The following is a 12,767-nucleotide window of genomic DNA, read 5'->3' on the forward strand; positions in this document are numbered from 1 at the left end:
GCTGACGCCGCTTCGAAAAATTACCGGTGACGCCCCTGCCGAGCATGGCTCGGCACTACATTGGGGCATTGGGGCATTTGCCGAGCATGGCTCGGCACTACCTTATTGGCGGCGGACGGACTGCACTACCTGCAGGCGGCGCAGGCGACGCATTACTTCGGCCAGGTGGTTGCGGTCGCGGACCTGGATGTTGAAGCACAGCACCGCGGCGTTGAAATCGCGGTCCAGGTAATCCACGCGCTCGATGTTGGAATGGCTATGGGCAATCGCGGCGGCCAGCTGCGCCAGCACGCCGGTGCCGTTCTCCACCTCGACCACCAGTGCGGTGTCGTAGTCGCCGACCACGCTGGTATCCCAGCCAATCGGCACCCAGCGATCCGGCGTCTTGCGCAGTTCGGCCAGGTTCGGGCAATCCAGTCGATGCACGACGATGCCCTTGCCGGCGGTGTGGTAACCCATGATGTCGTCGCCCGGAATCGGCTGACAACAGTTGGCAAAGCTGACCACGCCACGCTCGCTGCCATTGATCAGGATCTTTTCCTGGGCACGATGGGTGACGCCGCTGGCGCGCAGTTCGGCATACGACATCAGTGCTTGCGCAGCCTGGGTTGGCATCCAGTTGCCCAGCGCCACATCGGCCAGGAAGGCCTCCAGCCGCGGGTAACGGTGTTCGTTGAGGAAGGCATCCAGCCGCCCCTTGGGCAGCCGCTCGATCGAGCTGTCCATCGCTTCCAGCGCGCGGTCGAGCATGCTGTGGCCGAGCTGCACGGCGTCCTCGTGCTCCAGCTGCTTGAGCTGGTGACGGATGGCGGTACGCGCCTTGCTGCTGACCACGAATTCCAGCCACTGCGGCTTGGGCGAGGCCGAGCGCGCGGTGATGATCTCCACCGTCTGCCCGCTGACCAGGCGCGTGCGTAGCGGCACCAGCTTCTTGTCCACGCGTGAGGCCACCGCGCGGTTGCCCACGTCGGTATGCACGGCATAGGCGAAGTCCAGCGCGGTCGAGTTGCGCGGAAGCGCCAGGATCTTGCCCTTGGGCGTGAACAGGTAGACCTCGTCCGGGAACAGGTCGACCTTGACGTTGTCGAGGAACTCCAGCGACGAACCAGCGGTGCGCTGCGAATCGATCAACTCGACGATCCAGGCATGCGCCCTGCTCTGCGCGCTGTTGGGGCCGTCGCCACCGAACTTGTAGGTCCAGTGCGCGGCCACACCGCGCTCGGCGATCAGGTCCATTTCCTCGGTGCGGATCTGCACTTCGATCGGCGAGCCGTACGGCCCGAACAGCACCGTGTGCAGCGACTGGTAGCCGTTGGCCTTGGGAATGGCGATGAAATCGCGGAAGCGCCCGTCCAGCGGCTTGAACGCGGCATGCACCCCGCCCAGCGCGTGGTAGCAGTTGGGCACGTTGCGCATCACCAGGCGGAAGCCGAAGACATCCATGACCTGGTCGAAGCTTTTGTTCTCCTCGCGCATCTTGGTGTAGATGCTCCAGGGCGTCTTGATCCGGCTGATCAAGCGGTGTTCCAGCCCTTCGCGCGCCAGGCGCTGCGACAGCTGTACTTCCACCTGCGCCATCGACTCGCGACGCACCACCGGCTGGCTGCGGATGTGTTTCTCGATGATGGCGTGGCGCCACGGGTACAGCGCGCGGAAGCCGAGGTTCTGTAGCTCGGACTTGATCAGGTTCATGCCCAGGCGCTGGGCGATGGGCGCGTAGATATCCAGCGTTTCGGTGGCGATGCGGCGCCGCGCCTCGGCACTCTGCGCACCCAGGGTGCGCATGTTGTGCAGGCGGTCAGCCAGCTTGATCATGATCACGCGCAGGTCGCGCGACATCGCCAGCAGCATCTTGCGGAAGCTCTCCGCCGCTGCTTCCTGACGGTCGCGGAACTTGAGCTTGTCCAGCTTGGTGACGCCCTCGACCAGATCGGCCACGGCCTGGCCAAACTCGGCAGCCAGCTCCTCGCCGGTGAGCGGGGTGTCCTCGATGGTGTCGTGCAGGATCGCTGCGATCAGTGTTTCAACATCCAGGCCGAGCTCGGCCAGGATGCGCGCCACCGCCACCGGATGGGTGATGTAGGGCTCGCCGGATTTGCGGGTCTGGCCGGCGTGCGCGGCCGCCCCGACCTCCCAGGCACGACGCAGCAGCGGCAGCTGCTCGGTGGGGAGGTAGCTGGCTGCGCGTTCGAGTTGCAGTACGTAATCAGGTACCACCCCGCCCGCGGGCGTGGCTACCTGGGCGGAAGGGCCTGGGTTCATGGCAGAAGACTATGCCAGCAGGCGTTCCACGGCAATTCCTACAACGCAAACAGCCCGCTTTTGGCGGGCTGTTTGCAGACAACATCAATCGATGCCAGAGAGGCGATCAATCGTCGTTCTTGGACATGTCTTCGTCGGCGACCACTTCAGCGGCAGCCCATTCCAGTGCTTCACGCTCGATGCGCTCGCGCTCGGACTTCTCGACTTCCTCGATCAGCTCGTTGTCGATGCGACGGGCAGCGATTTCGCGCAGCGCCAACACGGTCGGCTTGTCCTCGCTCTCGCTGTTGTCGATCGTCGCCTGGACACCATTGGCCAGCTGACGGGCGCGCTTGGACGCCATCATGACCAGCTCAAAACGGTTGTTAACGACTTCCAGGCAATCTTCTACGGTAATGCGGGCCATGCGGGCTCCCGGCGACCTGCAACGGCCGCTCGATCGAATGAGGGAAAGGGGGTGGATTGTAGGGGCAGACCGGTCCTGGAATCAAGTCAAGGCCTGAACAGCCCCTTGCGGATCAACCACTTGCTCAGTTTTCAGGGGCCAGCAACGAGGCGATCAGCTCGCCGTGGCGGCGCTGCTGGGGTTCGCAGCGCAGCCGGCTGGCGGCGAAGATCGAGCACATTTCGCCAACGGCGGTATCGAAATCCTCGTTGATGATGACGTAGTCGAATTCGTCGTAATGCAGCATTTCCTCGCGCGCGGCGGCCAAACGCTGGGCCATGACCGCCTCGCTGTCCTGGCCACGCTTGCGCATGCGCTCGTCCAGCGCCTGCCGCGACGGCGGCAGGATGAAGACGCTGACCGCGCCCGGCACCTTCTCGCGTACCTGCCGCGCACCCTGCCAGTCGATCTCCAGCAGCACGTCCTTGCCGGCCGCCAGCTGCGGCTCCACCGACTGCCGGGCTGTGCCCTTCCAGTCGCCATGCACCAGCGCGTGCTCGAAGAAATCACCGGCGGCGATCATCTGCTCGAACTCGGTGGCGGGAACGAAGTGGTAGTGCTTGCCGTTCACTTCGCCCGGGCGCATGGCCCGCGAGGTGAAGGAGATCGACAGCGAAATGTGTGGGTCACGCGCCAGCGTGGCGTTGACGATGCTGCTTTTGCCGGCCCCGGATGGGGCAGCGACGATATAGAGGGTGCCACGCATGCGGTGGGCCAACGTCGGAATGGCCCGGCATTGTACCGGCGTGGGCCGGTCTGTGCAGGATCGGGGGTTGAGGGCCCCCAATTATCGCGGGGACGGCTCCACCTGCAGGGTCGAGCATGCTCGGCTGGAGCCCCATCTGTAGTGCCGAGCCATGCTCGGCAGGGCATTACCGGCAGGGCCTCTGCCGAGTATTGCTCGGCACTACCTTGGTTCTTTGCCGAGCATGGCTCGGCACTACCTTGGCTCCTTGCCGAGCATGGCTCGGCACTACCCTTTACTCGATGTTCTGGACCTGCTCGCGGATCTGGTCGATCAGCACTTTCAGCTCGACGGCGGCGTTGGAGGTGCGTGCGTCCACCGACTTGGAGCCCAGGGTGTTGGCTTCGCGGTTGAACTCCTGCAGCAGGAAGTCCAGGCGGCGGCCTACCGGCTCGCGCTGGCGCAGCACGCGACGGATTTCCGCGATATGGCTGTCCAGGCGGTCCAGTTCCTCATCCACGTCGAGCTTCTGCAGCCACATCACCAGCTCCTGCTCCGCCCGGCCCGGATCAACCGGGTGCGGCAGGTCGGCCAGGCGTGCGGCCAGCTTGACCCGCTGCCCCTCGCGGATGGCTGGGATCAGCTCGCGGACTTCACCGGCAATGCGTTCGACCGAATCGACGCGCTCACTGATTGCCGTGGCCAGCTTGTCGCCTTCGCGCTCGCGCGCCTGCACGAAGCTGGTGACGGTCTCTTCCAGCAAGGCCAATGCTTCGGCATGCAGGGCGGCACTGTCGGTCGCCTCAGCGCGCAGCACGCCGGGGTACTGCAGCAGGTCGGTGAAGCCCACCTGCATCCCGGGGAAGCGGCTGTGCAGGCGCTGCGCCAATTCAGACAGCTGATCCACCAGCACCTCGTTGACGGCCAGCGAGGTGGCGGCTTCCGGTGCCCGCAGGCGCATCACCAGATCGAGCTTGCCGCGGCTGACCCGGGCGGCAACGCGCTCGCGCAGCTGCGGCTCCAGCGCACGCAGGTCCTCGGGCAGACGCACGCCCACTTCAAGGAACCGGTGGTTCACCGAGCGCAGTTCGCAGCCCAGGGTGCCCCACGCGGTGATGCGTTCGCCGCCGGCATAGGCGGTCATGCTCCGAATCATGTGCTTTCCGATGTGTTTCAAAGGGCGAATGGTACCCTAGCCACCTCTGGACGCTGGTGCATCCACCACCCAGACGCCCGCCAGATCAACTCGTACTAACCGGATTCCCCATGACCTTCTCCCGTCCCAGCGGCCGCCAGGCCGATCAGATGCGCACCGTCACCATCGAGCGTTCCTTCACCCGCCATGCCGAAGGCTCGGTGCTGGTGAGCTTTGGCGACACCCGCGTGCTGTGCACCGCCAGCGTCGAGAACCGGGTACCGGGCTTCCTGCGTGGCAAGGGCGAAGGCTGGGTCACCGCCGAATACGGCATGCTGCCGCGCTCCACCCATACCCGCTCCGACCGTGAAGCCGCACGCGGCAAGCAGGGTGGCCGCACCCTGGAAATCCAGCGCCTGATCGGCCGCACCCTGCGCGCCTGCATCGACCGCAATGCACTGGGCGAACGCACCATCACCCTGGACTGCGACGTACTGCAGGCCGACGGTGGCACCCGCACCGCCGCCATCACCGGCGCTTACGTCGCCCTGGTGGATGCAGTGAACCTGCTGATGAAGCGCGGCGAGATCAAGCGCAACCCGCTGTTCGGCGCGGTGGCTGCCGTGTCGGTTGGCGTCTACAAGGGCCAGCCGGTGCTGGACCTGGATTACCCCGAAGACAGCGACTGCGATACCGACATGAACATCGTCATGAATGACGGCGGTGGCTTCATCGAGCTGCAGGGCACGGCCGAGGGCCACGCCTTCCGCCGCGAGGAACTGGACGCGCTGCTGGTGCTGGCCGAAAAGGGCATCCGCGAGCTGTTCGACGCCCAGCAGGCGGCTTTGGCGCAGGCATGAACCGGCGCCTTGCCCTGGTTACCCTCGTCGTCGCCGACTACGACGAAGCCATCGCCTGGTACACCGGCAAGCTCGGTTTCCAGCTGCTGGAGGACCTGGACCAGGGCCGCAAGCGCTGGGTGGTGGTCGGCCCCACCGATGGCAGCGCCGCCGCGCTGCTGTTGGCGCGTGCCAGTGACGAGGACCAGCGCAGCCGCATCGGCAACCAGACCGGTGGCCGCGTGGGCTTCTTCCTGCACACCGATGACTTCCATCGCGACCACGCGGCAATGCTCGCGCAAGGCGTGGAATTCCTCGAAGCCCCGCGCGATGAACCCTATGCCACGGTCGCGGTGTTCCGCGACCTGTACGGCAACACCTGGGACTTGTTGGAGCCCAAGCAATGAAACTGGTACTGGCCAGCGGCAACGCCGGCAAGCTGAAAGAACTGCAGGCCATGCTGGCCGAGCTGCCGCTGCAGATCGTGCCGCAGCGCGAACTGGGCGTGGACGATGTGCCGGAAACCGGCCTGACCTTCGTCGAGAACGCGTTGATCAAGGCCCGCCATGCCTGCACGGTGACCGGCCTGCCAGCGCTGGCCGACGACTCCGGCCTGATCGTCGATGCATTGGACGGCGCGCCCGGCCTGTACAGCGCGCGCTACGCAGGCAGCCCCACCGACGATGCTGCCAACAACGCCAAGCTGCTTGATGCGCTGCGCGATGTCCCGGCCGAACGCCGCACGGCGCGCTTCTACGCGGTGATCGTGCTGCTGCGCCATGCCAACGACCCGCAACCGCTGATCTGCGAAGGCAGCTGGGAAGGCCGCATCATCGACGAACTGCGCGGCAGCAATGGCTTCGGCTACAACCCGGTGTTCCTGGATGAAGAACTCGGCCTGACCGCCGCGCAGATGGAACCTGCACAGAAGAACGGCCGCAGCCACCGCGCCAAGGCGCTGCAGCTGTTGTTGCAGCGCATGTCGCAACTTAGTTTCGATTGACCACGGAGATCAGGGAATGACGCCACGCCGCTATCGGACCCGGATGGGGCTTGTGCAGCTTGTCGCCATTCTGGGCGCTGTAAGCGGCGCGATAGTGGGCGCCATGTTGGCGCATGACGGGGAGCAATCCTGGCTCGCACTGCCGCTTTGGGCGCTTGGCTGCGCGCTGGTCATTTCACTGATCGCTGCTCCCATCCTGTGGCAACGCGTGGTGCTGGATGAGCGGGCTGGCCAGCTCCGCTACCACAACATCGCCACCGCACACCGCTGGCGCAAGGTGGACCTGGTGGACGTGCTTGAGGTCCGCTACGACAACTTCGCCGACAAGCGCAAAGCCATGGTTTCCGGCCTGTATCTGCACATGCGCAATGGCAGCCGACCGGCGCGCCACCGTCTCATGGACAACGAGGTCGGCAGCTACCAGGGGCCGTCACCGATGTTCCGCGATGTCAGCGCAGCGGTGCTACGTGCACAACCACGTTCGCTGGTCGATCCAATCCTGCTGGCCGGGCAATAGCGCCCGCAACCCTGTACTCCCACTCTTTCCAACAGCCGTCCATGCCGCACTCCCACGACCACTGCAACCACCTTCCCGGCGAATCCTGCGCGATCGATCACGGTCACGCTGCCGGCGTGCAGCTGGTGCCGCCACCACTGGCGCTGTACGTACACCTGCCGTGGTGCGTGCGCAAATGCCCGTACTGCGATTTCAACTCGCATGCCGGCAAGGGCGAGTTGCCGTTCGATGCCTATATCGATGCGCTGATCCGCGACCTGGACCAGGACCTGCCGCTGGTCTGGGGCCGCGTGGTCAGCAGCGTGTTCTTCGGCGGTGGCACGCCCAGCCTGTTCCCACCGGAGGCGATCGACCGTTTCCTGCAGGCGGCCAGCGCACGGCTGCGGTTCGCGCCGAACCTGGAAGTGACGCTGGAAACCAACCCGGGCACGGCCGAGCACGGCCGCTTCGACCGCTACCGCGCCGCCGGCGTGAACCGCATCAGCTTCGGCATCCAGACCTTCAACGACGAAGCACTCAAGCGCCTGGGTCGTATCCACGACAGCAACGAGGCCGAGCGCGCGGTCAAGCTGGCGCAGGATGCCGGCTACAAGAACTTCAACATCGACCTGATGTACGCGCTGCCGCAGCAGACCCTGGCCCAGGCAGAGCACGATCTTGAACGCGCCTTCGCCCTCGATCCCACGCATATCTCGCACTACCAGCTGACGCTGGAGCCGAATACGGTGTTCTTCGCCCGGCCGCCGCAGGGCATTCCGGACGAAGACAGTGCCTGGGACATCCAGGAGCACTGCCAGGCCCTGCTGGCCGAGCGCGGCTATGGCCAGTACGAGGTCAGCGCCTATGCCCGCGATGGCTGGCAATGCCAGCACAACCTCAACTACTGGCGCTTCGGTGATTACCTGGGCATCGGCGCCGGCGCCCACGGCAAGATCAGCTCCGGCGCCGAGCAGCACGTGCTGCGCCGCTGGAAGCACAAGCACCCGCAGACCTTCATGGACACCGCCGGCAGCCTGGCCAGCATCGGCGGCGATGACGTGATCAGTCCCGAGCGGCTACCGTTCGAGTACATGCTCAACCTGCTGCGCCTGCACGAGGGCTTCAGCCTGCGCGATTTCGAGTCGCGCACGGGTTTGGCACGAAGCGTGCTTCTACCCTCCCTGGCAATGGCGGTGGAGCGTGGCTGGCTCACCCATGAAGGGGATTACTGGACCCCGACCGAGCTTGGCCGCCGCTTCACCAACGATGTGGTGGAGTTGTTCCTGGCGTAAGACCCGCGAAAAGTGGCCGTTACATCACATAAATGATAGAAAACGCCCATTCAGGGGGAAGGAAAACAGGATGCCAGGCACCGCACCACGCTCAGCAAGCCAATCCATGGCAAGGATCGCCAGTGCGCCGGTATCTGCCCGCGTGCGTCACTTGTTGGAAAGCATCTTCCAAGCCACCGATGAAGTCCTGCGCACGCCGCTGCAGCTGACCGCCATCGAGCTGGAACGCGCGATGTTCAAACGCGCGGAGTTAGCCCACAACAGCCAGATCCAGTCCGACATCTATGCGCAGCTGCGGGTGCTCCGCGAGCACATGGAACAATTCCCCGAGCTTTTTCTTGATGCGCTGGCCATGCAAGTGGCGGGCTTCAAGGACCCGCCCAAGCCCGACCAGGAAGCGCACGCCGCCACGTTCAAGTCGATGACGCTGGTCGAAGACACCGACATCGACCGCGATATCGTGCTGCACGAAATGGCACGACGCGAAGCATTCCGCGCTCCCAGCCCACTGCTGTTGCTGGGGCAGCGCTTTGCGGTGCTGGCCGCACAGCCAGCATTTGATCCCGAGCGCCTGCCGGTCGGTCCCTACGCGCAGTGCCGGGCAGTGCGCGACGCCGGCGAGCAGATGCAGCTCAATCTCGATACCCAGCTGGTGCTGTTCCAGGTATTCGAGCGCATGGTCATGCCCCGCCATGCTGAACTGGTCGATCGCCTGAACATCCTGCTGGAGCGCGAAGGTGTGCTTCCAGGGCTGGTTTACCGTCCGCATCTCCCCCGCCCCTCCGCCCCACGTGGCGCTGGCGCCGGGGGCGGTCATGCCGATGCTGGCGGCAGCGGGCCGCGCAATGCCGGCCCAACCCCGCTGACCAGCTGGCAAGGCCAGGCGCCGGCGGCATCGTGGGCCAGTATTTCCAATGAGCTGCTGGGCAGCCCCGCAGGAGCACCGGCCCAGGCCAGCGCCGCACCGGTGCAGGTGCCCGCCAGCGGCGCCGCCATGCCGCCGATGGAAAGCCTGCACAACCTGCTTGATGCCGCCCGCCACGCACTTACGCTTGGCGCTGGCGCCGCTGGTGCTGGTGCTGCCGGTGGCACTGTCGGTGCCGGTGGTGGCGCAGCCGCAACGACAGCCACGGGTGGCATGCCCGACTTTGCCGCCCTGCAGGCGCAGCGCGGTACCGCAGGTTCAGCAGCGGGTGCCGGAAGCACTGCTCCCGCCGGCCCTGCCAGCGTCAACAACGCGGGCGTGCCAGCCCAGCCTGTCTCCACCCAGACCGCGCTGGATGTGCTGGGCAAACTGCAGGCGGCCGCATCGTCCTCCGGCAGCCGCCACAGCATGGCCGACATCCGCAACGCGATGATGGCGCAGGTCAAGGCCGAGCACGGCCCTGCCGCGACGCTGTCGGTGCAGGACGGCGACACCATGGACCTGCTGGGCATGCTCTACACCGAGCTGCAGCGCGAAGTGCGCAGCGAAGGCCCTGCCGCCGACCTGCTGCGGCGCCTGCAGGTACCACTTGCCCGCGCCGCGATCAGCGACCAGGAGTTCTTCCTGCGCGACCAGCATCCGGCACGTGAGCTGCTCAATGCCGTCGCCGAATCCGGCGCGGTCTGGCTCAGTGATGAAGACAGCGATCCGGTCCTGCAGCTGAAGCTCAAGGACGCGGTCAACAAGGTCGTCAACGACTACCAGGGCGACGAGTCCGTCTTCGTCGAAGCCAACGACATCATCCAGGGACATCTGCGCGCGGCGGCCCGCCGCGCGGAAATGGCCGAGCGCCGCCAGATCGATGCCGCACGCGGCAAGGAACGCCTGGAGGCTGCCAAACAACTGGCCAACAGCACCATCGACGAGCTGTGCCAGACCACCGAACCGCCCAAGTTCGTGCAGACCCTGCTGCGCAAGGCGTGGGCCGATGTCCTTACCCTCACCCTGCTGCGCAACGGTGAAGGTTCGGAGGAGTGGCAGCAACGCGAGCAGGCCACCCGCCGCATCAGCGAGATTACCGGCTTGCCGCCTGGCGGCGCAGCCGATGTCAACTTCGGCGAGGAGATCGAGCAATCGCTGCTGCAGGTGGGCTACCACCAGGATGAGGCCGCCGCCATCTCGCGCCGGCTGTCCACACCCGGCGGCGAGGATGAGATCACCTCACGCACTGAATTGACCGCCAAGCTCAAGGCGCGCAGCCGCCTGGGCGAGGCCGGCGAGCCGGAAGAAGAAGAGCGGCGCAAGAAAGTCGAGCCCGCCCGTACCGAAGAGGAAGAAGCGCATTACCGCCAGCTGCGCACCCTGCCATTCGGTACCTGGTTCGAATTCACCGTCAACCAGCAGGGCGACAACCGGCGCCAGCGCCTGTCCTGGTACAGCCTGATCACCGGCAATGCCTTGTTCGTCAACCAACGCGGCCAGAAGGTGTCGGAACAATCACTCGACGCGATGTCCCGGCTGATGGCCAAGGGCCAGCTGCGCATCGTCACCGAAGACAAGGGCCGCCTGATCGACCGCGCCTGGCAGGCCACCGTACGCGCGCTGCGCTCCATCGCCGGCCAGGCCTCCAACAGCGGGGAATCCGCATGATCACCAATACCCGCCGTGCACCGCGCCTGCAGGTACCCGATCTGGTGCAGGTGCGCGACCAGATGACCGGCACCCAGATCGGCCGGCTCGGCAACATATCCGAATCCGGCATGTTGCTGATCACCTCCGTGCCGATGCAGGAGGACGCGCTGTACCAGCTGCAGTTCCCCATCCCGGACGGCCGTGGCGGCCATCTGCAGATCGATGCAGGCGTGCACCTTCTGTGGTGTGAGCCGACACACGCGCCCGAGCAGTCATGGGCAGGGTTCCGCTTCCTGACCTTGGACAAGGCCCACCGCGAGCGCCTTGCGCAGTGGATCGAAGGCAGCATCCCCGCAACCTGAGTGCCGAAAACGGCACAGCAGCGGCCGGCTGATTGCGGCAAAATTGGGGCCTGCATTCCGCATGTCCCAGCGAGCCACCGCGATGAACCAGCAAGATCCAGGCAGCCTGTACGCCCACCACCTTGGGCAGATGATCCGCCGCGCCGACGCGGCGCTTGCACGCGGTGGTTTCGATCACCTGGTGGTTCCCAGCGGCACCCAGCACTACCAGGTGTTCGACGACCGCGACTACCCGTACGCGGTCAATCCTCAGTTCAAGACCTGGCTGCCGCTGACCAAGCTGCCGTACAGCTGGCTGATCCACACCCCGGGCAAGCGCCCGACCCTGGTGTTCTACCAGCCCTTCGATTACTGGCACGTGGTCCCGGGCGCGCCGAGCGGCTGGTGGGTGGAGCATTTCGACATCCATATCATCCGCAAGCCCGAAGAGGCCCTGGCCCTGCTGCCAGCCGACCCGAGCCGCTGCGCCATCCTCGGCGAGGCGCAGAGCGCACTGGGCGGCTTTGCCCCGAACAACCCGGCAGCGGTGATCAATTACATGGAATGGCATCGCGGCTACAAGACGCCGTATGAAATCGCGCTGATGCGCCAGGCCCAGGTACTGGGCGTACGCGGCCACCGCGCCGCCGAGGCCGCATTCCGTACCGGTGCCAGCGAATTCGAGATCCACATGGCTTATTGCAGCGCCGTCGGCCAGGATGCCAACGAGCTGCCCTATGGCAACATCATCGGCCTCAACGAACATGCCGCCGTGCTGCATTACACCGACCTGGGCAAGCAGGCACCGCAGCCGCTGCGCAGCTTCCTGATCGACGCCGGCGCCTCGGCCTACGGTTATGCCAGCGACATCACCCGCACCTATGCAGCAACCGGCCACGACGAATTCCAGTCCTTCATCGATGCGGTGGACGCAGCGCAGCTGAAGATGTGTGCAGCGGTACGTGCTGGCTTTGATTACAAGCAGCTGCACATCGATGCGCACCTGTCGCTGATGGGCATCCTCAAGGACTTCGGCGTGATCACGGTTTCGCCCGAAGCTGCCTTGGCAACCGGTGTGAGCGCTGCATTCTTCCCGCACGGCATCGGCCATCTGATCGGCGCACAGGTGCACGACGTGGCGGGCTTTGCGGCCGGCGAAGACGGCGGCCGCGTCGAGCGCCCGGCCGGCCATCCCTACCTGCGCATGACCCGCGTACTGGAGCCGGGCATGGTGGTGACCATCGAGCCGGGCCTGTACTTCATCGACATGTTGCTGGACGAAGTAAGGAAGGCCGGCAACGCGGCCAGCATCAACTGGGATCGCGTGGACTTCTTCCGTCCTTATGGTGGCGTGCGGATCGAGGACGAGGTGCTGTGCACCGACGGCGAAGCAGACAACCTGACCCGCCCGGAATTTGCTACGCAGGCGTGATGCAAGGGCGACGTCGGTCGCCCTGTGATTGAACCCCGGGCGCGCAATGCGCCCGGGATGAGCGATGCGACCGGTGTATTACCACCCGTTTTCTCCATCGCGCAAACCCCTCGCCGATCTCCCCAAAGGAAGCAGATCCAGTCGAGCTGTGGCTGTGGCTGTGGCTGTGGCTGTAGCTGTAGCTGTGGCTGTGGCTGTGGCTGTAGCTGTAGCTGTGGCTGTAGCTGTGGCTGTGGCTGTTGCTTTTGGAGTTTCCCCTCGCTTACGCAAAGCGTAGGGG

General features: G+C 65.4%; 12 protein-coding genes. 8 read left to right on the forward strand and 4 right to left on the reverse strand.

Features of this window, described 5'->3' with window-relative positions; all coding sequences use genetic code 11:
• Window positions 1–102: 102 nt before the first annotated feature.
• The 4 genes from QMX78_RS16255 to QMX78_RS16270 all read right to left on the reverse strand — a co-directional run bounded on the left by QMX78_RS16255 (window position 103) and on the right by QMX78_RS16270 (window position 4,548).
• Window positions 103–2,262, reverse strand: coding sequence for a bifunctional (p)ppGpp synthetase/guanosine-3',5'-bis(diphosphate) 3'-pyrophosphohydrolase (locus tag QMX78_RS16255; RefSeq protein ID WP_282271461.1), 2,160 nt, complete (start codon window positions 2,260–2,262; stop codon window positions 103–105).
• 106 nt (window positions 2,263–2,368) lie between these two features.
• Window positions 2,369–2,668 (reverse strand): DNA-directed RNA polymerase subunit omega, encoded by a 300-nt coding sequence (gene rpoZ / locus QMX78_RS16260; protein WP_282271463.1) that lies wholly within the window; start codon window positions 2,666–2,668, stop codon window positions 2,369–2,371.
• Between the two features lie 124 nt (window positions 2,669–2,792).
• Window positions 2,793–3,413 carry a guanylate kinase gene (gmk, locus tag QMX78_RS16265; RefSeq protein ID WP_282271465.1) on the reverse strand — a complete coding sequence of 207 codons (621 nt, stop codon included), beginning with the start codon at window positions 3,411–3,413 and terminating at the stop codon, window positions 2,793–2,795.
• 274 nt (window positions 3,414–3,687) lie between these two features.
• A complete protein-coding gene (locus tag QMX78_RS16270) occupies window positions 3,688–4,548 on the reverse strand; it encodes a YicC/YloC family endoribonuclease (protein ID WP_282271467.1) in 861 nt (286 codons plus the stop codon).
• Window positions 4,549–4,658: 110 nt separating this feature from the next.
• Between QMX78_RS16270 and rph the strand changes: the two genes are divergently transcribed.
• From rph to pepQ, 8 genes are all read left to right on the forward strand, one after another.
• A complete protein-coding gene (gene rph, locus QMX78_RS16275) occupies window positions 4,659–5,387 on the forward strand; it encodes a ribonuclease PH (RefSeq protein WP_282271468.1) in 729 nt (242 codons plus the stop codon).
• Window positions 5,384–5,773 (forward strand): VOC family protein, encoded by a 390-nt coding sequence (locus QMX78_RS16280; RefSeq protein WP_282271470.1) that lies wholly within the window; start codon window positions 5,384–5,386, stop codon window positions 5,771–5,773. The genes rph and QMX78_RS16280 overlap by 4 nt, the downstream gene beginning before the upstream one ends.
• Window positions 5,770–6,369 carry an RdgB/HAM1 family non-canonical purine NTP pyrophosphatase gene (gene rdgB, locus QMX78_RS16285; protein ID WP_282271472.1) on the forward strand — a complete coding sequence of 200 codons (600 nt, stop codon included), beginning with the start codon at window positions 5,770–5,772 and terminating at the stop codon, window positions 6,367–6,369. Before QMX78_RS16280 ends, rdgB begins: the two co-directional genes overlap by 4 nt.
• Window positions 6,370–6,385: 16 nt before the next feature.
• Window positions 6,386–6,886, forward strand: a complete 501-nt coding sequence (locus QMX78_RS16290) for a hypothetical protein (protein WP_282271474.1) — start codon at window positions 6,386–6,388, stop codon at window positions 6,884–6,886.
• A gap of 41 nt (window positions 6,887–6,927) precedes the next feature.
• Window positions 6,928–8,157: a radical SAM family heme chaperone HemW gene (gene hemW, locus QMX78_RS16295; protein WP_282271476.1), complete on the forward strand. Its 1,230-nt coding sequence runs from the start codon at window positions 6,928–6,930 to the stop codon at window positions 8,155–8,157.
• Between the two features lie 106 nt (window positions 8,158–8,263).
• Complete coding sequence (locus tag QMX78_RS16300) at window positions 8,264–10,732, forward strand: DUF1631 family protein (RefSeq protein ID WP_282271478.1); 2,469 nt, start codon at window positions 8,264–8,266, stop codon at window positions 10,730–10,732.
• Window positions 10,729–11,076: a PilZ domain-containing protein gene (locus tag QMX78_RS16305; protein WP_282271480.1), complete on the forward strand. Its 348-nt coding sequence runs from the start codon at window positions 10,729–10,731 to the stop codon at window positions 11,074–11,076. Before QMX78_RS16300 ends, QMX78_RS16305 begins: the two co-directional genes overlap by 4 nt.
• Before the next feature lie 61 nt (window positions 11,077–11,137).
• On the forward strand, window positions 11,138–12,487 hold the full coding sequence (gene pepQ / locus QMX78_RS16310) for a Xaa-Pro dipeptidase (protein WP_343239289.1): 1,350 nt from the start codon (window positions 11,138–11,140) through the stop codon (window positions 12,485–12,487).
• The last annotated feature ends 280 nt before the right edge of the window (window positions 12,488–12,767 follow it).

Source organism: Stenotrophomonas sp. PS02298 (assembly GCF_029959445.1).
In the GTDB taxonomy this organism is placed as follows: domain Bacteria; phylum Pseudomonadota; class Gammaproteobacteria; order Xanthomonadales; family Xanthomonadaceae; genus Stenotrophomonas.

What these genes read in the sequence shown, in the direction of transcription:
- rpoZ (WP_282271463.1), bottom strand. Translation starts at nt 2,668, where the DNA reads ATGGCCCGCATTACCGTAGAAGATTGCCTGGAAGTCGTTAACAACCGT.
- QMX78_RS16305 (WP_282271480.1), top strand. Translation starts at nt 10,729, where the DNA reads ATGATCACCAATACCCGCCGTGCACCGCGCCTGCAGGTACCCGATCTG.
- gmk (WP_282271465.1), bottom strand. Translation starts at nt 3,413, where the DNA reads ATGCGTGGCACCCTCTATATCGTCGCTGCCCCATCCGGGGCCGGCAAA.
- QMX78_RS16255 (WP_282271461.1), bottom strand. Translation starts at nt 2,262, where the DNA reads ATGAACCCAGGCCCTTCCGCCCAGGTAGCCACGCCCGCGGGCGGGGTG.
- QMX78_RS16280 (WP_282271470.1), top strand. Translation starts at nt 5,384, where the DNA reads ATGAACCGGCGCCTTGCCCTGGTTACCCTCGTCGTCGCCGACTACGAC.
- QMX78_RS16270 (WP_282271467.1), bottom strand. Translation starts at nt 4,548, where the DNA reads ATGATTCGGAGCATGACCGCCTATGCCGGCGGCGAACGCATCACCGCG.
- QMX78_RS16300 (WP_282271478.1), top strand. Translation starts at nt 8,264, where the DNA reads ATGGCAAGGATCGCCAGTGCGCCGGTATCTGCCCGCGTGCGTCACTTG.
- QMX78_RS16290 (WP_282271474.1), top strand. Translation starts at nt 6,386, where the DNA reads ATGACGCCACGCCGCTATCGGACCCGGATGGGGCTTGTGCAGCTTGTC.
- hemW (WP_282271476.1), top strand. Translation starts at nt 6,928, where the DNA reads ATGCCGCACTCCCACGACCACTGCAACCACCTTCCCGGCGAATCCTGC.
- pepQ (WP_343239289.1), top strand. Translation starts at nt 11,138, where the DNA reads ATGTCCCAGCGAGCCACCGCGATGAACCAGCAAGATCCAGGCAGCCTG.
- rph (WP_282271468.1), top strand. Translation starts at nt 4,659, where the DNA reads ATGACCTTCTCCCGTCCCAGCGGCCGCCAGGCCGATCAGATGCGCACC.
- rdgB (WP_282271472.1), top strand. Translation starts at nt 5,770, where the DNA reads ATGAAACTGGTACTGGCCAGCGGCAACGCCGGCAAGCTGAAAGAACTG.